This is a genomic window from Aquibacillus salsiterrae, assembly GCF_028416595.1.
In the GTDB taxonomy this organism is placed as follows: Bacteria; Bacillota; Bacilli; order Bacillales; family Amphibacillaceae; genus Aquibacillus_A; species Aquibacillus_A salsiterrae.
Genome location: NZ_JAMQKC010000006.1, coordinates 97,964 through 120,568, shown reverse-complemented (window position 1 = coordinate 120,568; position 22,605 = coordinate 97,964). Strand labels below are relative to the sequence as shown.

Here is a 22,605-nt window from a genome sequence, read left to right as displayed (position 1 = left end):
AAAATGCTTGGAAGTAAATCTTATCCAAGCATTTTTTCTGTGCATTTAACTATTTACTTGTTCCTTTTCAGTAAGACGGAGTGCCTCGGCAGTAGTAGTATGCACCTCTTGTAAAAGCTCTGGGTTTTCCAAAAGTGTTAAGCCATATGACGGAATCATTTCCTTTATCTTCGGCTCCCACTCCTTCATTTGTTCAGGAAAACATTTAGATAGAACTTGGAGCATGACATGGACAGCAGTTGAAGCGCCAGGAGAAGCCCCGAGTAATGCTGCAATCGAACCATCAGCAGCACTAACTACCTCTGTTCCGAATTGGAGTGTCCCTTTCCCGGCTTCCGTGTCTTTAATTACCTGTACACGTTGTCCTGCTACAACTAGGTCCCAGTCTTCCGATTTTGCATCTGGGATAAACTCGCGTAACTCATCCATCCGCTTTTCTTTAGATAACAATACTTGTTGAATTAAATACTTTGTTAATGGCATGTTTTTAGCGCCCGCCGATAACATGGTTAATAGATTGTGTGGTTTCACCGAAGTGATTAAATCAAACATAGAGCCTGTCTTTAAAAACTTTGGTGAGAAGCCCGCAAATGGTCCGAATAACAGTGATTTCTTATTGTCGATAAATCGAGTATCAAGGTGTGGCACAGACATTGGTGGGGCACCAACTTTAGCTTTGCCGTATACTTTTGCGTGATGCCGTTTGACAATTTCCGGATTGTTACACACCATGAATAACCCACTTACTGGAAAACCACCAATATGTTTGCCTTCAGGAATACCTGATTTTTGTAATAAATGTAAGCTTCCGCCACCACCACCGACAAAAACAAATTTAGCAGTATGCCGTTCAACAGTTCCTTTTTCAAGATTACGTATTTTTAATTCCCATCTGCCATCATTGGTACGCTTGATATCTTCCACGCTATGCTTGTAGTTTAACTGTACCTGTTGCTCTTCTAAGTGATTAAATAACATTCGAGTAAGTGCGCCGAAGTTTACATCTGTTCCAGAATCAATTTTTGTCGCAGCAATGGGTTCATCAGATGAACGGTCATTCATAATAAGTGGAATCCAATCCTTTAATTGCTTAGGATCATCTGAAAATTCCATACCTTGAAACAAAGGATTTGCTGATAGCGCTTCAAATCGCTTCTTTAAAAAATTCACGTTTTGCTCACCTTGAACTAAGCTCATATGTGGAAGCGGCGTGATGAAGTCTTGTGGATTGTTAATCAACTTGTTATGAACAAGATGGGACCAAAACTGTAATGAAACCTGAAATTGTTCATTAATTGTGATTGCTTTACTAATGTCGATAGTACCATCGGCTTTTTCTACCGTATAGTTTAGTTCACATAATGCCGCATGGCCTGTACCAGCATTGTTCCACTCGTTTGAGCTTTCCTCTCCCGCTTTAGCGAGCTTTTCGAACATGGTTATTTCCCAATCTGGTGCTAATTCTTTCAAGATAGTCCCTAATGTTGCACTCATAATTCCGGCGCCGATTAATATGACGTCTGTTTTATTATCTCTGTTGCTCATATTTACCAACCTTTTTTCCTGGATTTGCAGAAAAAGTTTAGGACTATGAATGCCACAACTTTTTCTGGCTCACTTATAACTATATGTTACACTACTATAATTTATAGATTAATATATTACTATTATATGATAATTAGATATGATTTGAAAGCTGATAGAAAATTTTAACATCTAACAGTCGATAAAAAGATCAAATAGCATGCTTCGGAACGTATTTCCTACTTAAGCTTGCCTTAGGGTCTAGCAAGGGCACTTTCGCTTTTCTTGGAAATATTACGCTTTCATTAAAAATGTGTTAGGTGTCTAGACTTTTGGTTGGAACGTGGTAAAATTTTATTAAGGTTGAGAACTAAGGGGCGTTAACAGATGATGAAGCTATGGATACGTAAAGCGTTTGTTGTAATTATTACCTTTATGACGTTGGGAATTTATATTCCACCAACGTATTTAAATGCTGCACTAGAAAAAGATGGCCTTGTGTCGGAAAAGCCTAGTGATAATCGACACACTATGGAAGATCAAGTCGTCGTTGTTGAGGAAGCGTATAGTGATGTAGAAGAGTTGGATGAGACTGACTCAATTATTAATACGCTTACCGAACAAGCAAGGATGCAGGCGATTTCCAAATTAGGACCAAGAATTGTTAACCAAGTGGAAGAAGACTTATTAACTATGATTTTACCAAATATAGAAGAAGTAATTGCAACGATCATGGAAAACGCAGATGAGGAAGAACGGAACTATTTTGCTGTATCAGAAAACCCAACTCCGGGCTACGGGGAAAAAATCTTTCATCTTTACGATGTGCGGACAGAAAAGGATATAGCGAGATTTCATGTGAGAAGAGAAAACCGTCCGGGTGAAGGGTACTGGTTTAACTTCCATTATCATTTAGAAGAAGATGGATTTGAGGAACATCGCGCCATTGGTGAGGTATTCTGGGATAAAAACACTCCTCCGAAATGGATGGCGTAATAAGGTGCAGGGACTTTTTGGACAGCGGACTTCCAGAAAGTATCTTGCACCTTATTTGTGTCATAATGTGGTAAGATATATGATAAATCGTAAATAAGATTTTCAAGATAAGGAGATAGTCATCAATGCCTATTAAAGTACCGGACAACCTTCCAGCAAAAGAAAAACTAAAAGAAGAAAATATTTTTGTCATGGATGAAAGTCGTGCGTTTAGTCAGGACATACGTCCATTACGCATTATTATATTGAATTTGATGCCGTTAAAAGAAAAAACAGAGACACAGTTACTTCGGTTGCTTGGGAACAGTCCACTCCAACTTGAAGTTGCTTTTCTACACCCTAATACTCATAGGTCTAGAAATACGCCGTATGAGCATTTACAATTGTTTTACCAGACAATTGATGAGGTCAAGCATAGGAAATACGATGGCTTAATTATAACTGGTGCACCAATTGAGTTGTATGATTTTGAAGACGTCACCTACTGGGAAGAGTTAAAAGAAATTATGGAGTGGAGCAAGACAAACGTAACATCAACACTTCATATTTGTTGGGGTGCATTAGCCGGGCTTTATTATCATTACGGAATATCTAAATATAATATGGAAGAAAAAAAATATGGTGTGTTTCGCCATACGTTATGTACAGCACAAACTAAAATCGTTAGTGGATTTGATGAAGAATTTTATGTTCCTCATTCCCGGTATGCAGACATTAATAAAGAGGAAATTCAGGGTATAGACGATTTGGAAATTGTTAGTGAATCAGATGAAGCGGGAGTTTATATGATTGCTTCAAAAGACGGGAAAAATATTTTCATTACTGGGCATCCAGAGTATGATGCCACTTCTTTACAGGAAGAGTATGTTCGTGATGTTCAAAAAGGGATGGCGATAAAGCTGCCGGTTAATTATTTTCCAGACAATGATGTAAAAAAACGACCATTGTTGCGCTGGAGAACCCATGCAAACCTTTTGATTTCAAACTGGTTGAATTACTATGTTTACCAAGAAACCCCGTATGAATTATAGAAAAGTAGAGTGGACAGAGAAGGTTGAAATCCAGTTATTCGATGCCAACTTTATTTGGACGGGGTTAGTATTTTTTGTGAATCAGGTTAATATACCTTATAGAGGTAATTCAAAAAGGCCGGTAAAAATGACACTTCGAATTTCTGCGTTAGCTTGCTTTTCCGTTGCTCACGTATTAACTACATACGTTCCGCTACTCAAAGCTTCGCTGCCTTGAACTTCTCGGTCCTTTTTATCCTCCTTTTTGAACACGCACTTAGAGGTAATTCAAAAAGTCCAGCATCTTCCTTTTGAACAAGCTTCATAAAAATTAGTCTTTCTTATTGAATTTATTTCGCGCGGTTGGACAGGTGTACCAACTAAAAGTATTTTGGATATAAAGGGGTGAGGACATGAGTGAAAGTAAAAAAACAACCATCCAAATCAGGGACAATGGTTCAATTCTTGTAAAAGGAGATGTGGAGTTGTTGGATGCGGAAGGTAACGCATTCGAAACGAAGCCCGCTTTTTCGTTATGTCGCTGTGGGCATTCAAGCAACAAGCCATTCTGTGACGGAACGCATAAGAAAATCGGATTTGAAAGCCAACCAAGAGCGTGAAGAATAAAAGTTTAGCATGACAAGTTCAGTTTTCAGGTGCAAAATTTAAAATAACATACCTAATACGATAGGAAAAGGAGCTTGATAGCCAAGCTCCTTTTGTTGTACCATATTCAGTGGTTTTCATTCCTAGATAATTGAGGTTATCTTGCCTGATTTCAATTATCTTGTTTTTCGTCACGTTTATCTCGCATGACTAGTAAATTTTTTCCGGTCATTAATTCGTAAACATACTGACTAGTTGCTTTGTAGTTCTCCTCGATTTTCTCTGCTAAGTCACTGCTTCTCTCAAAAATAATCGACCGAAAATGCTCTAATTGACGCAAAGCTTTTTCCATTAATGCTTCTTGATTATCTAGACGCTCATCTATTCTTTCATTCGTTTTTGATTGTTGTTCTAATTGTTTTGTTAGCTGTTGATTCGTATCTATTAGTTGATTAATCATTGCTAATTGCTCTTCGCTCTTTGATTCAACACTTTCGAGTTGGTGCAGCATCTGATTATTTGTTTCATGCAGCTGTCCTAATTCCTGCAAAATTGTACTTTTCGTATTCTCGCTTGCCGCTAAATTGTGTTGTAAATTTTTTTGTTGTTCAGTTAATTCGTTGAACCTTACTAATGCATCCTGTTGAAATGCTTTGTCTTTTTGCTGATTGTTTGCTAACTTCTGTAATTGTTCTTCCATTGCTTGCCACTGGTTTTGTTCGTTTATCTGGTGTTGTTGGTAATGTGAATTTAATCGTTGAAAGGATTTTGATAAAGAATTGTTTAATTCTTTATGTTCCTTTATCATTTCCGAATAGTAATTGAGCCGAAATTGTTGTTGGTTGTTATCTTCCAATTGCCCGTTATTTTTATAAACGTCAGGATGGTCATCATTATTTATAAACAACCCCATGTATCTTATCACCCTCTCCTACCTATTTTCTTAATATCCTATGCAAATGTCTCGGTTCCGGATAATGCCTAGGTGTTTAAACTAGTAGGAAGACAGAGGTGAGTTGGTGGGAAAGGTTGGATAAAGGTGAAAGCGAACCCATCACTATTTCTCATTCTAAATACCCTGTTAGATAATCTTACAACTATATTGTCTGATTATTTAGACACTGGTAAATTGGTTATTAACAGATGATGTTAAGTCATATCACATTAGGTGGGAGATGGGAAGATGGAATTAGCATTAATGGATAACTTATGGGTTGTTGTCAGTACAGTATTAGTATTTTTCATGCTTGGTGGATTTATTTTACTAGAGGCTGGTTCAACAAGGATGAAGAACGCTGGCCATATTGCAGGTAAAACGATTTTTACAGCGGGTATTGGTTCGTTAGTGTTCTGGGCAGTCGGTTATGGATTTATTTATGGAGAAGGTAATGCAATTATTGGATTATCAAATTTCTTTTATGGTGACTTTTCATATAGTGGAGAAGGGTTATCGCCTGCAACAGACTTTATGTTTCAAATGATGTTTGCTTTAGTTTCCTTAACAATTGCTTTTGGTGGATTTGCTGAACGTGCGAAGTTATCTGCATATGTAATCTTTGCGATTTTATTCTCAGCTTTAATATACCCAGTAGTTGCTCACTGGATTTGGGGTGGAGGATGGTTGGGTGAAGATGGTAGCCAGGATTTTGCAGGGTCAACTGTCGTTCACTTAACAGGCGCGATGGCGGCTTTAGCTGCAACAATTGTCTTAAAGCCTCGTATTGGTAAATATAATAAAGATGGTTCATCTAATGAAATTGCTGGACACAACCAAGTATTTACTGCATTAGGTGTGCTTGTTCTATGGGTAGGTTGGTTTGGATTTAACGCTGGAAGTACGTTTGGTGTGGCTGATGCATTTTTAGGATTCGTTGCTTTAAACACTCAGTTAGCTGCAGGAGCTGGTGCTGTAGCAGCAATGTTCATTGCTTGGGCAGTAACAGGTAAAGCAGATGTGCCAACAACATTAAATGGTGCATTAGCAGGGTTAGTTGCAATAACTGCATCTTGTGGATTCGTTGAACCTTGGGCTGCGGTTGTGATTGGTCTTGTTGGTGGGTTAATGGTGTTTTATAGTATGAAGTTGTTTGATAAGGCTAAAATTGATGATCCGATTTTTGCTCTATCTGTTCACGGTACAGTTGGTGTTTGGGGTACACTTTCAAACGGTTTGTTCGCAGTACCAGAACTATCTACTGATATTGGTTGGGGGCAGGCTGGTTTATTTTATGGTGGTGGATTTACTCAACTAGGTGTTCAAATTCTAAGTGTTGTTGCTAGTGGTATCTATGCATTCGTAGTAGCATTTATTATCTTGAAAGTTATGGATAAAGTTATGGGAGGAATACGTGTTACGGAAGAAGAAGAAATTATTGGTCTTGATTTAAGTGAACATGGAGGATATGGTTATCCGGAAAATATTCCGCATCCGGCAGAGAATAATAAAGCAGGTGCTTAATTCCTGTTGATACGAGTTAAAGGACTGTTGTCATTTGAAAAGTTATGCAGAAATAAGGCATTTTCGAGATGAATATATACAAACCGTATCAACGAACCATGACAAGTTAAATACTTTCCATGATCAACTAATGAAACAATCGGTTCAAGTAGCAATGGAGAAAGTGCAAAGTGAGCGGGGAGAACCTCCTGCTCCCTTTGCTTTCTTTTTAATGGGAAGTGCGGGGAGGTTTGAACAGTCGATTTGGAGTGATCAAGATCATGGCATTGTTTTTGTTGGGGATGGTGATTGTCAATCCTACTTTCTACACTTGGGTGAGGAAATTGTAAGTGGATTAGTCCAGGTTGGTTATGAACTTTGTGAGGGTAATGTAATGGCATCAAATCCCGTTTGGTGTCGCTCTGTGGACGAATGGAAATTACAACTTGAAACTTGGTTGGAGGAGGACAGGTGGGATTCTCTTCGCCACTTCTCGACCTTTTTTGATTCAAGGGTCTTGGTTGGAGAGTCTAGCCTTTTGAGTGAATTAAAGGTTGAATCTTTTAATGTGTTAAAAGAGCAACCAAGGTTATTTCATCGATTGGCTGAAAATGTTGGCTTCATTAAGAAGGGGATTGGACTGTTCGGGCAATTGTTGCCGGAGCAGCACGGGGAGCACTCTGGTAGTATTCATTTAAAACAAACGGTGTTCTTTCCATTTGTTAATTCTCTTAGACTAGTTGCGTTACGTGAACGTATTTTAGAACCTTCTACTTTATCTAGGTTTAAGCAGCTGCCTGATAAATACCATCAGATAAAGTCCTATGAAAATGATTTTCAAAACTTGCTTGACTTTCGCCTTCGGTTAAGAAAAGATGCTCAAGATTATCATGAAGTCCATCATATCGCGAAGAAGGCATTATCTAAAGAGGAAAGACAGGAGTTAAAGTTGATGATGAAAAAGGGCTATAAGCTTTTTTCAGAAACAAAAATCATGATGGAAAATGAGTGTTCAACATGGTTATGAATCAAATGTTTCAATTGATGAAGCAACTGTCAGGTAAGTGGAACTCGAGTAGTTATGCTGCGATGGATGGGGCAGATCCGCAAAAGATCGCCTATATGAGACAACTACAACGAGAATTAAAAAATAAAGATGTTCTTTCTATTCCGTTTAATCAATTAAAGGTTGTAGTCTTTGATGTCGAGACAACAGGTTTTTTTCCGTACAAAGGTGACAGTATCTTATCTATTGGTGCAGTGCGAATGCTTGGGGATCAAGTGCTTGAAGGTGAAACGTTTTATTCACCAATCTTTCATGAAGAGGGCCCGTCTCAAGAGATTGAGAAGTTGACTGGTATTACCAGGGAAATAGTGCAGGCGGCACCACCTCTTTCTGCGGTGTTAAGAGATTTTTATCAATTTACCAAAACTGACACACTTGTTGCTCACCATGCTAGTCATGAAAAGCAGTTTATGCAGCATGCGACATGGGCATCATTAAAGACCAATTTTCAACATCGAATCATTGATACGTCCTTTTTAACTAAGATTGTTGAACCCGAGAAGAGGCTAGTAACCTTAGATGAGTGTTGCGAACATTATGGAATTGAAATTGATCAGAGGCACCATGCCTTATCTGATGCAATAGCTACAGCTAGGCTTTGGTCTGAGAGTGTTCGCGCCGTCCAAGCGATGGGATTTACTAATTTGAAGGAGGTTTATACCCATATTGCAACCTTGAAGTAGACAGGAGGCTTGGATAAGGATATTCCTGATTCTGTAGCGACATTTCCGATGAGTGTAGTTAAAGAACCCATCAGTTTAACTATATACAAAAAGGCGCATTAGCTATATTTAAAGTCTCAGAGGAATAGAAAGTAGGATTGAAAAAGAAACGGGTAGTCTGATAAATGAGACTGCCTGTTTTTTCACATCTAATTGATAATAATTTGCTGACAAACAGGAGTTATGTTGATTTATTCTCAAATCTAACGATAGTACATGGAAGCTGTCATTAGAGGTAAATTGTCCTTAAATCGTCACTATCTATGTTGGGGAATACCGATCAATTCGTGTAAGATGTAACCAAAACAATTTAGAGGTATACATATGAATCAACTTTACAACCTACTCGTGTTTGTTCACATTTTTTCTGCAATATTAGGAATTGGTCCAGGGTTTGTGCTTACGTTCATTCCAATGTCAGCAAAAACGATGACTGAATTAAAACATGCCTATTTAATCCGGCACAAGCTACATACTTTTGTTATGATTGGCGGTACTCTTTTACTCATCACTGGTTTGTTACTTGGCATAATTAACACAGGGCTATTCCGGGCCGGGTGGTACGTAACAAGCTTGATTCTGTTTTTGGTAGCATTAGCTATGGGGCCGCTTGCATTATCAAAAGCCTCAAAACCGATTAAAGCACTGTTTGAAAAATATGAGGAAGAACAGATACCCAATGAGTACGTTCGATTATCCAAACGATTGTTTGCTCTTGAATATATTGAAAATGCGCTTTTTTTGATTATAATTTGTTTAATGATATTGAAACCTTTTTAAAAGGGGATGCCAATGAATAATAGAGAACTGCTCCAACGATTTGATATGGAATTTCGTCGAGGAATTATCCCTCTAGGATATAGAGAGAGGAAACAGAATGTGTAATCCGTGATGTATCCCTATACGGTGAAAAGGGCTACATTGTATGTGCAAACATCAATGACCAGAATGCCCGAGAGGTGATCAAAGAACAAGTAGATTATTACCGACAGATTGGGCAAAGGTTTGAGTGGAAGGTATATAGTTATGACCAACCTAGTAATCTGATTGAGTTGTTAGAAGATGAGGGATTTATGAACGATGGACCAGAAGCTCTGATGGTAATGGATACTAGTAAAACTAATCTATTAAAAGTGGAAATTCCCTCTGAAATCAAGGAAATAACTGATCGAAACGGTATCGAGGCAATTATGAAGCTTGAGAAAACAATTTGGAATGACCCTCTTAAAGGGTTAGGTGAGAGGTTATGGAGAGATAAACAACGTAACGAAGAATCTCTGTTCCTTTATGGTGCATATGCTGATAGTCAGTTAGTCAGTGCAGCTTGGATGTATTTGGAAGGACAATCTTCATTTGCGAGTCTCTGGGGAGGATCTACATTAGCTAATCATCGCGGGAAAGGGCATTATACAGGTTTATTAGCTATAAGAGCAAGAAAAGCAGTCGAAATGGGGCATCCAGTGCTAATGGTTGATGCTAGCCCAATGAGTAAACCAATACTAGAGAAAAATGGTTTTGAGTGTTTAGCCTATTCCTATGGATTACAATCACCATGAATGAGAGCCTTTGTAGGGCTCTTTTTTTCGCAAGAAAAGAAAGTATAAAAAATCTAAGAGCTGTCTAGCTCCGGACGCTTAGCCCACCTGAGGTTTTAAGCTTGTCGGGGGTGAGACCGAGGCGCCCTGCGCTTAATGGAATCTCCTGTTATTATCCGTCTGCAATCTCTTTGTCATTTAAACCAATAATATCAACCTGAGGACTAAATCGAAGAAAATAGGCGAGGGACTAACCTTTTCGCTGCACAAATTAATTTTGCTATGAATAGATTGGAATGGAAGAAATTACTGGTAAAGTAAAGGATATAAAAGTTTTTTAAAGAATTTTCGAATATAGGTTTACTTTAGCGGGATATTTGGTATTATATAGTTGAATTCATTAATAAATGAAGAATTTTAAAGAGGGAAGGAGCTGGTAGAGTATGGTAACATCTCTATACCTTGTGTCACTTACAATTCTTTTGACGTTTCTTGTGTTAACTTTCATAGAGAAAGTAAGAGCAGCATTTAACAAGAAAAAGTTTCGTATTGGCGCAAATCGTCGGTCTCGACCAGCATTCGCTTTCGGAAAGCGGTACTAATTTAAACCAACTTAGTGGAAATTAGATACTAACGCCTTTGGAGGAAGATAGTTCTCCGGAAGGCGTTTTTGTTTTGGTTGTTTTTGAAAGACAAGAAAGCATAAATAATCAAAGCTCTATCTTACCTAAGGTCGCCCACCCAGTGTATTAATATCAAAATCTAATGAAAATACTGTATAGTACGGGTGTTCACAGCTGCTTGTCCAAAGTTAATGATCGGAGGGTTTATCTGCGTTTACCATAGGGGGATGGAAAAAGGTGATATACGAGTTAAACCCTGTGGTACGAGAGAAGACACGGTCCCACAGGGTTTAACTCGTTTGCTCTAGATCTTTTAGGGGTAATTTGTCAATTCTTTCATCTAATGCTCTAATCCGATCAAGTCCAGTTTGGTAATTGATCGTTCGGTAGTGATGTGCGCCGTTAGGTTCTTCATCTGCCTCATCTGCTTCCGTTACAACTTGTTGTAGGGGGCTAAGTTCAAGTTCACCTTTAGGTAAATAGGAGTCTGTATGGAGCAAGATTGCGAGTGCAATTGCTTTTGCATTTTCTAAATCTTCGCCACACCTAACTAAAAGCTTGTGGGCACGGGCAGAACCTTTAATGGCATGAATATCATATTGTTTGTATTTGTCAAAATCCCATTCCCCGTTAGTACTATACCACTTATAGTGCCCGATATCGTGTAACAATCCTGCCTTAGCAGCTAAGTCGGGATTCACAGACGTATGCCTTGCAATCTCAAAAGCGCGCTCAGCAACCGAAATGGCATGAGCAATTCCAGATCGACCAACATATTTCTGGACAATGGGGTGGGTGTATAACATTTCTAACGTAACTTTTCTCATGACGGGCCCTCCTTACCTGGATTAGAGTTTGGAAGATGGTATATTGTTCAATAAGATAGCATAAAAAAGCTCATTGGGCAAGATGCAATTGGTTTGTGAATTCTGCTAGAAGTGCCTTTATCTGATTGTATGCAAGTACGATTAAAAAGTTAACAATGCAAACGTTGCCAACTTTTTAAAAAAATAAAAAAGCTTGGATGAATGATCCAAGCTTCTGGTAAAACTTTCAATATGCTCGTTCCTCTGTTAGTTTTATAATTTGAACAATTGTTTTTACTGCTTTTACCATGTTGTCTACGGAAATATATTCATATTTTCCGTGGAAATTTTCTCCGCCTGTAAAAATGTTTGGTGTTGGTAGCCCCATAAACGACAATTGAGAGCCATCTGTACCGCCACGTATTGGCTTTACTAGTGGTTCAATATCCAATGATTTCATTGCATCATAAGCAATGTCGACAATTTCCTTCACGGGTTCAATCTTTTCTCGCATGTTAAAATATTGATCATGGATAGCAAAAGTGACAGTGTTTTCCCCGTGCTTTTCCTTTACCTGATCAACAATCCTTTTGAGTAAGTGTTTTTTCTCATTAAATTTATCCCGGTCATGATCGCGAATAATATAATGTAGCTGCGTTTGTTCTACGTCTCCTACAAACGAGAGGAGATGGAAGAAGCCTTGATGCTCTTTCGTGTACTCTGGTGCTTGTTCCTTTGGTAACTGTTGATGGAGCTCCATAGCAATTTTCATCGAATTAACCATTTTATCTTTGGCTGTGCCCGGATGAACATTGTTGCCTTTGATTGTTATTTTGGCAGCTGCTGCATTAAAACTTTCATATTGCAGTTCTCCTAATGGCCCACCGTCAACAGTATAGGCATAATCGGCTTGAAAAGCATCGACATCAAACTTATGGGGCCCGCGACCAATCTCCTCATCAGGAGTAAATGCAACACGAACCTTGCCATGCTTCACCTCCGGATGGTTGATGAGGTAAACCATTGCTGTCATAATCTCAGTAATTCCAGCTTTGTTATCTGCTCCGAGTAACGTGGTTCCATCGGTTGTAATTAATGTGTGACCTTGATAACTAGCTAATTCTGGAAACTCATTTGGTGAAAGGATAACGGATAGTGCTTCATTTAAAGTTATATCATTTCCGTCATAATTCTCAACAATTTGTGGATGAACATTTTTCCCGGTAAAGTCGGTCGCTGTATCGACATGGGCTAAGAAGCCTATTGTAGGAACTTGTTTTTCTGTATTTGCTGGTAGCGAAGCCATCACGTAGCCATTGTCATCAATTGTAACGTCATCCATTCCAATTTCTTTTAGCTCATCCACGAGCATACTTGCTAACGTTAGCTGTCCCGGTGTGGAAGGGCAATTTTCATTATTTTCATTGGATTGCGTGTCTACCTTGACGTATGTGGTGAATCGTTGAATAAGCTCTTCCTTCATTATTATTCATCTCCATTTTTTAGTGTATAGGTTAATATTAGCATATTTGTCTCTCGAAAAAATATCGAATGAAAATCTCCTCTCAGTAAAAAACTAGTAATTGAGGTGGTTATGATGAGCAAAAAGAATAGTAAATTTTATAATGAAAGAACAAAAGCAAACTCGGTTGAGGGGATGGGCGTTCAGACGGAAATTAATCCTGCACATCCTCTAAATAGCATCGACCGTTATCCGGGAGACTCTGTTGATGAGCACAAAGCAAAAGAAGATGTAAATGTATATTTTGCCGAAAAAGAAATTGAACAAGAAGACAATAATTTGTAAGGAGGGGTGGGGGGAGTGTGGAAGCCTCCTCCCTCTGTCCCACCTTATAATTTGCGGAAGCAACGATAACGCGTTAAGATTCAGAAAGAATATTCAAGTAAGGAGTTAAATCATGACTGACTCAATAAACAAACGCAAATCGGAGCATATCCGGATTACTTTAAATGAAAAGGTAACAGGAGATACGATTACGAATGGCTTAGAACGCTATCAGTTTATCCATAACGGATTACCTGAAATTAATTTTGAAGATATAACCTTGAAAACAAATTTTCTTGATCAGGAATTTCCTACACCATTTCTAATTAGTTCGATGACTGGTGGAGCAGCTTTAGCCGAGAAGATTAATAAAAATTTAGCGATGGCTGCTGAAGCAAGAGGCTGGTCCCTTGCGCTTGGATCTACCCGGGCGTTAATTGAAAGTGAACAGTTCAGGCCATCCTTCCAGGTTAGAAGGTATGCACCAAATACATATATTATTGCTAATTTAGGTGCTGTTCAGCTGAACTACGGTTTTGGTGTGGAGGAATGCAAAAAAATAATCGAAATTACTGATGCGAATGCACTTGTCCTCCATTTGAATAGTTTGCAAGAAGTCATTCAGGAAGGCGGAAACACTAATTTTGAAAATCTGTTACCAAAGATTGAGAAACTGTGTAAGGAACTTTCCATCCCTGTAGGTGTAAAGGAAGTAGGCTGGGGGATTGATGGTACTGTTGCAAATAAATTAATCCATGCTGGAGTTTCATTTATTGACGTTGCCGGTGCAGGGGGGACATCGTGGAGCCAAGTGGAAAAGATGAGATCACAGAACAAAGTGAAAATAGCAGCTGCAGAAGCATTTAAAGACTGGGGGAATCCAACGGCAGACTGCATTCGTTCGATAAGGTCTTATGACATCAGTCAACCACTTATTGCAAGTGGTGGGATGTATAATGGTCTCCAAGCTGCCAAAGCGATAGCCTTAGGTGCAGACATGGTTGGGTTTGGGCGTTCCATATTAAAGGAAGCTACCGAGACGGTTGAGAGCTTAGTTGAAGTGTTTGAAACAAGAGAATTAGAATTAAAAATGGCTATGTTTGGCATAGGTTCAAATTCCATTGAAGATTTAACAGTAAATGGCCGAAGACGGTTAAAGATTAAAGAATAAAGAAATTCAATCTTGAAATAGACCCAAACGGTGCTTTAAGTTCGGGTCTATTTACTTGAAAGACAAGAAAGTATAAAAAATCCAAGAGCTGTCTAGCGCAGTACGGTTTTGTTCCTGTACAGAAGGTTTATTTCCGGTAAATAACGGTGCTATAAATTTGAACGGGCGCTTTTGGATCAATATATTTATTGGCGCTATTGGCAGCTGTTAGCCCTTCTGTAAACCCTGAAGCAATTAACATCGTTTTACCCGGATAATAAGTAGCGTCACCAGCAGCAAATACTCCATCGATATTAGTAGCCATATGGTGATCCACAACAACACGGTTAGCATTTGTCTCCAAACCCCAGTTAGTAAACGGAGCTGGTATCATTGTTAATCCGTTGTACGAAAGCACATGATCGACATAAATACCCTCTGCTTGGTCATGGCTAGTGATCGTTACTTTTTTCAACCAACCAAGTTCGCCGTCTAATTTGTCTACGCTACTGTTTAGCAAGACGGTAACTGAAGATGCAGATAAACGCTCTAATTCTTCGTCTGCTGCGTGTTGGAATTTATCCTTATTATTAATGAGATAAACCTTATCGGCGATATTTTCTAGGCTAAGTGCCCAATCAAGACCAACTCGATTATTGGACGAGATTAGGACAGTTTTGCCGGAAAATTGGTTAGGATTACTCATTGTATAATGTAAACTTTTCTTTTCATAATTTGTTGCATCATTTAATTCCAACTTAACTGGGTCGAATTTACCCGTGCCAGTTGCTAAAATAACCGTTTTTGCCTGATGTACAACGCCTCCAGTTGAAATAACAGAGAATAGCCCATGCCTACTCTTTTCAATGGACTCAATCCATTGATTAAAAACAATCGTTGGTCGATGCATCTTTGCTTGCTCTGTTGTCTGCTTAACTAAGTCATCTCCAGTAATAGCTGGGATACCACCAATATCATAGATTAATTTTTCGGGAAGAAATTGGGTAACTTTCCCACCTAAATCAGAGCCTGATTCTATTAGTTTAGTGGACATATTTCGCATTCCGCAATAAAAAGCAGTAAATAATCCAGTTGTTCCACCACCGATGATAATGACATCATGTACGTTATTTGTCTCTTCCATATAAATCTCCCTTAGTATTTTTCAAAAAGAAGTTGTCCAATCAGCAATCGAATAGGAGCCCTTTTTCGTAAGATGAGAAACCACCATGGATTTCTGCAGCCACCATCTATGATTAAAAAAGTATACTGTAATTTTTCTCGGATGGGCAAGGCGTTTCGCTTTTGTTTTTTTAGCTTTTCATTAATAAATAAATAAAATAGCTTCCACCAATTAGTGATACGACTAATCCGACTGGAATCTCTGATGGGGATAAAATATTGCGTCCAATTGTATCGGAAACAAGGAGGAGCAATGCCCCCATCAATCCGGTAATTGGTAAAAATAATTGATGGTTGGCGCCTACTAGTTTTTTTGCAAGGTGTGGGGTAACAAGTCCGATAAACGCAATTCCGCCACCAACAGCAACACTAGCTCCTGCAAGTGCCACCGCAATAAAAAGTAGGGATAAACGCCGAGATTCTACTCGTGTTCCAAGTCCTTTGGCAACGTCATCACCTAATTGTAAGGTATTTAAAACACTAGACTGATACAATGCGATCGGAACAAGAACGATAACCCACGGTAACAATGCAAGTACATAGGTCCAATCTGTCCCGGAAATATTACCTGACAGCCATACCGTTGCCCTGGTAAAATCGGTGGGATCCATTTTCAGTTGGAACATAATGATTAGCGCCGCAAACGCACTGTTGATACCTATCCCTACTAAGACGAGCCTAATCGGTGAAATGCCATTTTTCCATGAGATCACATAAATAAGGATGGCAGCAATTATCGCCCCAGTTAATGCGGTTAATGGCATAAGATATACCGAATCAGACAACAAATTAGGCATGGTGCTCCGCGAAAGATAGATATAAAGGACTACGGCAAACCCTGCTCCAGCATTAATACCAATAATACCAGGATCAGCTAAATCGTTGTGGGTAATGCTTTGTAAAATAGCACCAGAAATGGCCATGGCTATACCGATTAAAATAGCAATAACTATACGTGGTAGTCGGAAATAAAACAGGACCATACTGTCATTATCACTTCCGCGACCAAGCAATGTTTTTATCACATTCATCGGTGAAATCGATACAACCCCCAAGTTTACATTGATTACAAACGTTACTATAATAGCTAAAATGAGCACAATTGCGAGAATGATTGTTCTTTTATTTGCGCTTGACCAGATTTTCATTACATCGATCCCCCTTCACGACGTGCCAAATAAAGAAAGAAAGGGACACCGACTAAGGCTGTGATTGTTCCAACTGGTGTTTCAAATGGTGGGTTAACCATCCGTGAAATTGTATCAGCAACAACTAATAATAGCCCACCTAACACAGCCGAACAGGGGATAATCCACCTATAGTCAACTCCGACAAGAAATCTTGTTATATGGGGAATGACTAGGCCAATAAAACCTATTGTGCCTGCTACGGAGACAGCAGCCCCTGTTAATAATAAGACGACAATGGTACCGATTAATTTTACAGCAAATGTCCGTTGCCCTAGACCTTTTGCAACGTCCTCACCTAAATTTAAGGTAGTGATTGAATTAGCAAGAAACAATGCAATTACAAACCCAATCAGTGCAATTGGGGTAAGTAGTTGAACTTGCAACCACTGAACGCCAGATACTCCCCCTGCATACCAAAAGCTTATATCTTTTGCAATGTTAAAATGAATAGCAATTGCAGAAGATAACGAACTTAATAATGCGGTGACGGCAGTACCGGCTAAGGCAAGCTTCACGGGAGTTAGGCCTGTTTTTGAAATAGAACCAACACCAAACACGATCGCAACACCGAGTCCTGCTCCTAAAAACGCCCATAACATCATGATAAAATTAGAAGCGCCTGGTGTGACAACAAGAGCAATAGCCATAGAGAAGGTTGCCCCAGCTGTTACCCCCATGATCGATGGCGAGGCAAGTGGGTTACGAGTCATCCCTTGCATTAGTGCACCTGACATGGCAAGCCCAGCACCAATTAATGCTGCTGCTAGTGCCCGCGGAATTCGTAAACCTCGGATAATTTGATGGGACGTAGAATTAGAATTAAAGTTTATAATACTTTGGATAACCGTTCTAGCAGTAATATCTGAAGCACCGTATAAAATAGAAAGTCCAATGGCAAAAATAAGGAGGATAATCCCTCCTATTAAGAGGAGAGTTGCCTGAATAGGCTTAGAACTAGTTTTTCTATGTGAATGATTGTATGTCCACTTGGTCATCGTTTGTTAGCTCCTAAAAAACGCTTCAATGATTGAGAATCATTATCATTATAGTACAAAAAAATACGTGTATCAAATATTGTCACAATTAAAATAAAATCACTCTTGCAAATGATAATGATAATTGTTATCATTTGGTTTGTGCTTCCATAAAAATGATAAATCGCAAAGGAGTAAATACACAATGAAAAGTAGAAAATTTTATATAATGCTAGCTTTTGTGGCAACATTCTTATTGCTAGCGGCATGTGGTAATACCGAAGAAGAAAATCCAAAGCCTCAAGATGATACAACAGCAGAGACTGAAAACGGAGAAGCATCTAGTGAAGGAAATGAAACAGACAGCGAAGAAAGTGAGCGTACATTAACCGATGCGATGGGAAATGAAGTGACAGTACCTGCTGAGCCTAAGCGTGTCATAGCATCTTACCTAGAAGATTACTTAGTTGCTTTAGGGATCACACCAGTCGCACAGTGGTCAGTTGCTGATGGTGCGACCATTCAAGACTATTTGCAAGATTCTCTAAAAGATGTTCCGACTATTCCATATGATTTACCGCTAGAAACTGTTACAAGCTTTGAACCAGACTTAATCATTATGGATTCTGCAGGTATGGTCGAAGGAAATAAATACGAACAATATAACAGAATTGCACCAACATATGTAGTAGGTTCTGAGCAAAACAATGACTGGCGCGAGGAATTATTACAAATTGGCAAAGTATTTGGGCAAGAGGAGAAAGCAGAACAGGTCCTAGCTGATTATGAACAAAAAGCAGCAGATGCTAAGGAACAAATTGAAGCATCAATCGGTGATGAATCAGCTGCAGCTTTATGGTTATTTAATAATACGTTCTATATCGTAAGTGAGAACTTATCAAGTGGTGATGTGCTATATGGCGACCTAGGTTTAGCAACCCCAAATGTCGTGAAAGAGATTTCAGAAAGTACGGAAGCAAACTGGTCAGAAATTTCGTTAGAGAAATTAGCTGAATTAGATGCAGACCATATTTTCTTAGTTAATAGCGATAAGGGTAACGGGTCAGAAATGCTACAAGATGACCTGTGGAAAAACATCCCTGCTGTTAAGGAAGGCAATATTTACGAATTACCATCAACATCTAGCTGGCTATATACCGGCCCAGTCGCAAATTCACAAATGATTGACGATGTATTAGAGAATGTAGGAGAGTAACAGAAACGAAGATCCAGCCCATTATTACCGGAGCTGGATTTTTTTCTGTTTGCTACGCATTTTTTAAAAGATAAGAAACCACCATGGCTTTCTGCAGCCACCATCTATGATGAAAAAAGGATAGCATTTATTCATTTTTGAGTATACTGTCTTTTCGGTTAAACGGTAACAAAAAACGAAATACACGCCCGAGGGCAATGTCATCAAGTTAGTATTACAAAAAATGGAATGTTGGTTTCCCTAAAAAGGTTTGTGCCTGATGTAATAAATCGTTAATTTAATAAAACGAAAAAACGGGTATAGATACACTTGACATTTTCAAATCACCACAATAATTGACTTGGATACTATTTTTTGGTATATCAAACGGACAAGTGGTGATAGAAATGGGAAAGACTTTTTTAGAAGCAATACGGATTGTCTTTTTTTTACTCCAGATGAGAATAGATTCGAAAAGTATCTGGTAGAAAAAAGCTTAGAGTGTATCTGTTAATTATTGGAAATTTAACTTTGATGACATTGCACCCGAGGGAGCGCATCCAACGTCCAAACGGTAGTCAAAGAACGATATTAACGCCCGATTGAGCCCATCCGGCGGTCAAACGGTAGTCAAAGAACGATATTAACGCCCGACCGAGCCCTTCCGGCGGCCAAACGGTAGTCAAAGGACGCTATTAACGCCCGACCGAGCCCTTCCAGCGGCCAAACGGTAGTCAAAGAATGATATTAACGCCCGACCGAGCCCTTCCGGCGGTCAAACGGTAGTCAAAGGACGCTATTAACGCCCGACCGAGCCCTTCCAGCGGTCAAAAGGTAGTCAAAGGACGCTATTAACGCCCGACCGAGCCCTTCCGGCGGTTAAAGGGTAGTCAAAGGACGCTATTAACGACCGATTGAGTCCTTCCAGCGGTCAAACGGTAGTCAAAGGACGATATTAACGACCGATTGAGTCCTTCCGGCGGTCAAACGGTAGTCAAAGAATGATAGTAACGACCGATTGAGCCCTTCCGGCGGTCAAACGGTAGTCAAAGAATGATATTAACGCCCGACCGAGCCCTTCCGGCGGCCAAACGGTAGTCAAAGAATGATATTAACGCCCGACCGAGTCCTTCCGGCGGTCAAACGGTAGTCAAAGAACGATATTAACGCCCGACCGAGCCCTGCTAGCGGTTAAACGGTAACAAAAAACGAAATACACGCCCGAGGGAGCGCATCCAACGACCAAACTGTAACAAAAAACGATATAAACAGTCAAGTCCATAATTCCGTGTAAATCTCCGAAGCTTAGTCTAAGGAGATTGCAGATCAGAGAGGGTCTCCGTATTTATCGACGTTTGGTTGTTTACCGCGCCGCAACTCCCAAATACTCAAACCAAATTCCATTTGAAGATGCGGGTAATCGGGTGCACCCTGCCAGTCCCCACCCCAGGAGAAACCTAGTTTTTTTGCTAAGGCAACTACTTCCATCCAATCTGACTTACCATTTTGATTACCATCATAGGTTATATCCCAAATTACGTCATCCCCTACACGAAGCGCAAAATCAATTGCAAGTCCATAATTATGATAAGATTCCCCAGCCTGTGCATTTGTTACAATGTTTCCAGGTTTAGTTCGTCCCCTTGCGTATATCGCGTCTTGTTCGGCATACGACCTGAGGCCATCAGTGATAACGATATTAATCCCAATTGAATCTGCTTGAGTAATTAAAATATCTCGGTATCTTTTTACGGTTGGATGTAGTTCCGTTGGTGGTTGAACGTCTTTATTCAACGGCTGCTCCTTGTTTATTAAAAATAATAGTAACAACACGATAGAGAAAAAAGCTAAAATCAAAATTGGATTTGGTTTCATTTCAAATAATTCTCCTTAAAAAATAATCCACTTATCAGTATGGACGAATTGGGAAATAATAAAGTCAACTTTTAATTGCTAAATAGTTTATAAGTCGTCAGAATATATCAAATTCATTGAACTATTAAAACTAAGCTATTATAGTAAAGAGAAAGAAAGGACAGGAGGAGAGCATGATGAAGAAGGATTTGCGGATAAAGAGTAAAGTATTTGATGATCCAAAAAGAGCACCGAATCGGGCAATGCTCCGAGCAGTCGGTGTAACAGATGAAGGATTTAAAAAGCCTATGGTGGGTATTGCTAGTACATGGAGTGAGGTAACGCCTTGTAATATCCATATTGATGATTTAGCTAAAAGCGCCAAGGAGGGTGCCGAAGCAGCAGGTGCTGTTCCACTAATTTTTAATACGATAACAGTATCTGATGGAATCTCAATGGGTACGTCAGGGATGAGATATTCATTACCTAGTCGAGATGTTATCGCTGATTCCATTGAAACAGTTGTAGGCGCTGAAAATTTAGACGGATATGTTGCGATTGGTGGATGTGATAAAAATATTCCCGGCTGTTTAATTTCGATTGCTAGGTCTGATGTTCCTGCTATTTTTGTTTATGGTGGAACAATTGCACCAGGCTTTAGAAATGGTGAAAAGCTAGATATCGTCTCCGTGTTTGAAGGCGTTGGCAAATACAATAACGGTGACATTAGTGGTGAAGAATTACATGGAATCGAATGTCATGCATGCCCAGGAGCGGGGTCTTGTGGAGGTATGTACACCGCCAACACAATGGCAAGTGCTGTGGAAGCATTGGGAATGAGCCTACCTGGAAGTTCATCTAATCCAGCAGAGTCAAAGTATAAAACAGAAGACTGCCGTAAAGCCGGACAAGCCCTCTATCACTTATTGGAAAAAGGAATTTATCCAAAAGACATTATGACAAAGAAGGCCTTTGAAAATGCTATTACTGTTGTTATGGCGTTAGGTGGTTCGACAAATGCTGTACTGCACTTGCTTGCGATTGCCCACTCTGTTGGTGTCGACGTAACGCTAGATGATTTTGATCGACTTCAGAAAAAGGTACCTCACATTGCCGACTTGAAACCAAGTGGAAAATATGTCATGCAGGATCTACACCGAATCGGCGGAGTGCCAGCGGTAATGAAGCTATTACTGAAGGCTGGTTACTTACATGGGGATTGCTTAACAGTAACAGGTAAAACGATAGCAGAAAATTTAGCAGACGCACCAGACCTTGAGGAAGGTCAGGAAATTATCCTTCCATTAGATAAGCCATATCGCGCTACCGGACCACTTGTCATTCTAAAAGGTAATTTAGCGCCAAGTGGTGCTGTTGCCAAAGTGTCAGGGGTAAAGGTGAAACGTCATACCGGGCCTGCTCGAGTATTTGACACAGAGGATGAGGCAACTGAGGCAGTTATGAATAATGATATTAAAGAAGGTGACGTACTCGTTATTCGCTATGAGGGGCCAAAAGGTGGTCCAGGTATGCCGGAAATGCTCTCTATCTCCGCGATTCTTGTTGGAAAAGGCTTAGGGGAAAAAGTAGCTTTGTTGACGGATGGTCGTTTCTCTGGTGGTACGCATGGCCTTGTTGTTGGGCATATAGCTCCTGAAGCGCAAGTGGGCGGTCCAATTGCCTTGGTAAAAGAAGGAGATTTGGTCACTATTGACTCGGAACGCCAAGAAATTTTCATGGATGTACCGGACAATGAACTAGCAAAACGGAGAAGAGAATGGGTGGCACCACCACTCTATTCAAAAGGTATACTCGGTAAATACGCACACAATGTCTCTTGTTCATCTAAAGGTGCAGTAACAGACAACTTTAACGATGAAGAATAATAAGGGAAGTTATTTCTTTAAGTGATACAGATAGCTTGTAGAGAAACTCGTGGTTTTTCTACA

20 protein-coding genes are annotated in these 22,605 nt (G+C 39.6%); 12 read left to right on the top strand and 8 right to left on the bottom strand.

Annotated features, from left to right (window positions below; translation table 11 throughout):
- Nucleotides 1-45 precede the first annotated feature (45 nt).
- A complete protein-coding gene (locus NC799_RS09435; protein ID WP_272446207.1) occupies nt 46-1,554 on the bottom strand; it encodes a malate:quinone oxidoreductase in 1,509 nt (502 codons plus the stop codon).
- Nucleotides 1,555-1,911: 357 nt separating this feature from the next.
- Here NC799_RS09435 and NC799_RS09430 point away from each other — a divergent pair, with 357 nt between their 5' ends.
- The 3 genes from NC799_RS09430 (at nt 1,912) to NC799_RS09420 (ending at nt 4,150) form a co-directional block, all read left to right on the top strand.
- Nucleotides 1,912-2,520: a YpjP family protein gene (locus tag NC799_RS09430; RefSeq protein WP_272446206.1), complete on the top strand. Its 609-nt coding sequence runs from the start codon at nt 1,912-1,914 to the stop codon at nt 2,518-2,520.
- 125 nt (nt 2,521-2,645) lie between these two features.
- Nucleotides 2,646-3,551, top strand: coding sequence for a homoserine O-acetyltransferase MetA (gene metA / locus NC799_RS09425; protein ID WP_272446205.1), 906 nt, complete (start codon nt 2,646-2,648; stop codon nt 3,549-3,551).
- Between the two features lie 392 nt (nt 3,552-3,943).
- Nucleotides 3,944-4,150 (top strand): CDGSH iron-sulfur domain-containing protein, encoded by a 207-nt coding sequence (locus tag NC799_RS09420; protein ID WP_272446204.1) that lies wholly within the window; start codon nt 3,944-3,946, stop codon nt 4,148-4,150.
- 158 nt (nt 4,151-4,308) lie between these two features.
- Here NC799_RS09420 and NC799_RS09415 read toward each other — a convergent pair whose 3' ends face one another.
- Complete coding sequence (locus NC799_RS09415) at nt 4,309-5,049, bottom strand: hypothetical protein (protein WP_272446203.1); 741 nt, start codon at nt 5,047-5,049, stop codon at nt 4,309-4,311.
- Between the two features lie 270 nt (nt 5,050-5,319).
- On the opposite strand from NC799_RS09415, the gene NC799_RS09410 reads away from it, so the two are divergent.
- The 5 genes from NC799_RS09410 (at nt 5,320) to NC799_RS09390 (ending at nt 9,917) form a co-directional block, all read left to right on the top strand.
- Nucleotides 5,320-6,594, top strand: coding sequence for an ammonium transporter (locus NC799_RS09410; protein WP_272446202.1), 1,275 nt, complete (start codon nt 5,320-5,322; stop codon nt 6,592-6,594).
- A gap of 34 nt (nt 6,595-6,628) precedes the next feature.
- The gene (locus NC799_RS09405) at nt 6,629-7,600 is read left to right on the top strand and encodes a DUF294 nucleotidyltransferase-like domain-containing protein (protein WP_272446201.1); all 972 of its coding nucleotides are present in this window, start codon (nt 6,629-6,631) and stop codon (nt 7,598-7,600) included.
- Nucleotides 7,591-8,322 (top strand): exonuclease domain-containing protein, encoded by a 732-nt coding sequence (locus tag NC799_RS09400; protein ID WP_272446200.1) that lies wholly within the window; start codon nt 7,591-7,593, stop codon nt 8,320-8,322. Before NC799_RS09405 ends, NC799_RS09400 begins: the two co-directional genes overlap by 10 nt.
- 363 nt (nt 8,323-8,685) lie before the next feature.
- On the top strand, nt 8,686-9,141 hold the full coding sequence (locus NC799_RS09395; protein ID WP_272446199.1) for a DUF2269 family protein: 456 nt from the start codon (nt 8,686-8,688) through the stop codon (nt 9,139-9,141).
- 179 nt (nt 9,142-9,320) lie between these two features.
- Complete coding sequence (locus tag NC799_RS09390; RefSeq protein ID WP_272446198.1) at nt 9,321-9,917, top strand: GNAT family N-acetyltransferase; 597 nt, start codon at nt 9,321-9,323, stop codon at nt 9,915-9,917.
- Nucleotides 9,918-10,809: 892 nt separating this feature from the next.
- On the opposite strand, the gene NC799_RS09385 is transcribed toward NC799_RS09390, so the two are convergent.
- Together NC799_RS09385 and pepT are read right to left on the bottom strand one after the other, a co-directional pair.
- Nucleotides 10,810-11,346: an HD domain-containing protein gene (locus NC799_RS09385; protein WP_272446197.1), complete on the bottom strand. Its 537-nt coding sequence runs from the start codon at nt 11,344-11,346 to the stop codon at nt 10,810-10,812.
- A gap of 226 nt (nt 11,347-11,572) precedes the next feature.
- Nucleotides 11,573-12,808, bottom strand: a complete 1,236-nt coding sequence (gene pepT, locus NC799_RS09380; protein WP_272446196.1) for a peptidase T — start codon at nt 12,806-12,808, stop codon at nt 11,573-11,575.
- Between the two features lie 114 nt (nt 12,809-12,922).
- Between pepT and NC799_RS09375 the strand changes: the two genes are divergently transcribed.
- Both NC799_RS09375 and fni read left to right on the top strand, forming a co-directional pair.
- Nucleotides 12,923-13,132, top strand: a complete 210-nt coding sequence (locus tag NC799_RS09375; protein ID WP_272446195.1) for a hypothetical protein — start codon at nt 12,923-12,925, stop codon at nt 13,130-13,132.
- 112 nt (nt 13,133-13,244) lie between these two features.
- A complete protein-coding gene (gene fni, locus NC799_RS09370; protein WP_272446194.1) occupies nt 13,245-14,282 on the top strand; it encodes a type 2 isopentenyl-diphosphate Delta-isomerase in 1,038 nt (345 codons plus the stop codon).
- Between the two features lie 127 nt (nt 14,283-14,409).
- Here fni and NC799_RS09365 read toward each other — a convergent pair whose 3' ends face one another.
- The 3 genes from NC799_RS09365 to NC799_RS09355 form a co-directional block, all read right to left on the bottom strand.
- A complete protein-coding gene (locus NC799_RS09365) occupies nt 14,410-15,405 on the bottom strand; it encodes an NAD(P)/FAD-dependent oxidoreductase (protein ID WP_272446193.1) in 996 nt (331 codons plus the stop codon).
- Between the two features lie 169 nt (nt 15,406-15,574).
- Nucleotides 15,575-16,591, bottom strand: a complete 1,017-nt coding sequence (locus tag NC799_RS09360) for a FecCD family ABC transporter permease (protein ID WP_272446192.1) — start codon at nt 16,589-16,591, stop codon at nt 15,575-15,577.
- Nucleotides 16,591-17,628 carry a FecCD family ABC transporter permease gene (locus NC799_RS09355; RefSeq protein ID WP_272446191.1) on the bottom strand — a complete coding sequence of 346 codons (1,038 nt, stop codon included), beginning with the start codon at nt 17,626-17,628 and terminating at the stop codon, nt 16,591-16,593. The genes NC799_RS09360 and NC799_RS09355 overlap by 1 nt, the downstream gene beginning before the upstream one ends.
- A gap of 184 nt (nt 17,629-17,812) precedes the next feature.
- Between NC799_RS09355 and NC799_RS09350 the strand changes: the two genes are divergently transcribed.
- Nucleotides 17,813-18,823 carry an iron-hydroxamate ABC transporter substrate-binding protein gene (locus NC799_RS09350; protein WP_272446190.1) on the top strand — a complete coding sequence of 337 codons (1,011 nt, stop codon included), beginning with the start codon at nt 17,813-17,815 and terminating at the stop codon, nt 18,821-18,823.
- A 1,305-nt stretch (nt 18,824-20,128) separates the two neighbouring features.
- On the opposite strand, the gene NC799_RS09345 is transcribed toward NC799_RS09350, so the two are convergent.
- Complete coding sequence (locus tag NC799_RS09345) at nt 20,129-20,677, bottom strand: M15 family metallopeptidase (RefSeq protein WP_272446189.1); 549 nt, start codon at nt 20,675-20,677, stop codon at nt 20,129-20,131.
- 176 nt (nt 20,678-20,853) lie between these two features.
- On the opposite strand from NC799_RS09345, the gene ilvD reads away from it, so the two are divergent.
- On the top strand, nt 20,854-22,542 hold the full coding sequence (gene ilvD / locus NC799_RS09340) for a dihydroxy-acid dehydratase (RefSeq protein WP_272446188.1): 1,689 nt from the start codon (nt 20,854-20,856) through the stop codon (nt 22,540-22,542).
- Nucleotides 22,543-22,605 lie beyond the last annotated feature (63 nt).

Excerpts from the sequence above, each read along its gene's own strand:
- NC799_RS09430 (WP_272446206.1), top strand. The coding sequence starts at position 1,912 with ATGATGAAGCTATGGATACGTAAAGCGTTTGTTGTAATTATTACCTTT.
- metA (WP_272446205.1), top strand. The coding sequence starts at position 2,646 with ATGCCTATTAAAGTACCGGACAACCTTCCAGCAAAAGAAAAACTAAAA.
- NC799_RS09420 (WP_272446204.1), top strand. The coding sequence starts at position 3,944 with ATGAGTGAAAGTAAAAAAACAACCATCCAAATCAGGGACAATGGTTCA.
- NC799_RS09415 (WP_272446203.1), bottom strand. The coding sequence starts at position 5,049 with ATGGGGTTGTTTATAAATAATGATGACCATCCTGACGTTTATAAAAAT.
- NC799_RS09410 (WP_272446202.1), top strand. The coding sequence starts at position 5,320 with ATGGAATTAGCATTAATGGATAACTTATGGGTTGTTGTCAGTACAGTA.
- NC799_RS09400 (WP_272446200.1), top strand. The coding sequence starts at position 7,591 with ATGGTTATGAATCAAATGTTTCAATTGATGAAGCAACTGTCAGGTAAG.
- NC799_RS09395 (WP_272446199.1), top strand. The coding sequence starts at position 8,686 with ATGAATCAACTTTACAACCTACTCGTGTTTGTTCACATTTTTTCTGCA.
- NC799_RS09385 (WP_272446197.1), bottom strand. The coding sequence starts at position 11,346 with ATGAGAAAAGTTACGTTAGAAATGTTATACACCCACCCCATTGTCCAG.
- pepT (WP_272446196.1), bottom strand. The coding sequence starts at position 12,808 with ATGAAGGAAGAGCTTATTCAACGATTCACCACATACGTCAAGGTAGAC.
- NC799_RS09375 (WP_272446195.1), top strand. The coding sequence starts at position 12,923 with ATGAGCAAAAAGAATAGTAAATTTTATAATGAAAGAACAAAAGCAAAC.
- fni (WP_272446194.1), top strand. The coding sequence starts at position 13,245 with ATGACTGACTCAATAAACAAACGCAAATCGGAGCATATCCGGATTACT.
- NC799_RS09365 (WP_272446193.1), bottom strand. The coding sequence starts at position 15,405 with ATGGAAGAGACAAATAACGTACATGATGTCATTATCATCGGTGGTGGA.
- NC799_RS09360 (WP_272446192.1), bottom strand. The coding sequence starts at position 16,591 with ATGAAAATCTGGTCAAGCGCAAATAAAAGAACAATCATTCTCGCAATT.
- NC799_RS09355 (WP_272446191.1), bottom strand. The coding sequence starts at position 17,628 with ATGACCAAGTGGACATACAATCATTCACATAGAAAAACTAGTTCTAAG.
- NC799_RS09350 (WP_272446190.1), top strand. The coding sequence starts at position 17,813 with ATGAAAAGTAGAAAATTTTATATAATGCTAGCTTTTGTGGCAACATTC.
- NC799_RS09345 (WP_272446189.1), bottom strand. The coding sequence starts at position 20,677 with ATGAAACCAAATCCAATTTTGATTTTAGCTTTTTTCTCTATCGTGTTG.
- ilvD (WP_272446188.1), top strand. The coding sequence starts at position 20,854 with ATGAAGAAGGATTTGCGGATAAAGAGTAAAGTATTTGATGATCCAAAA.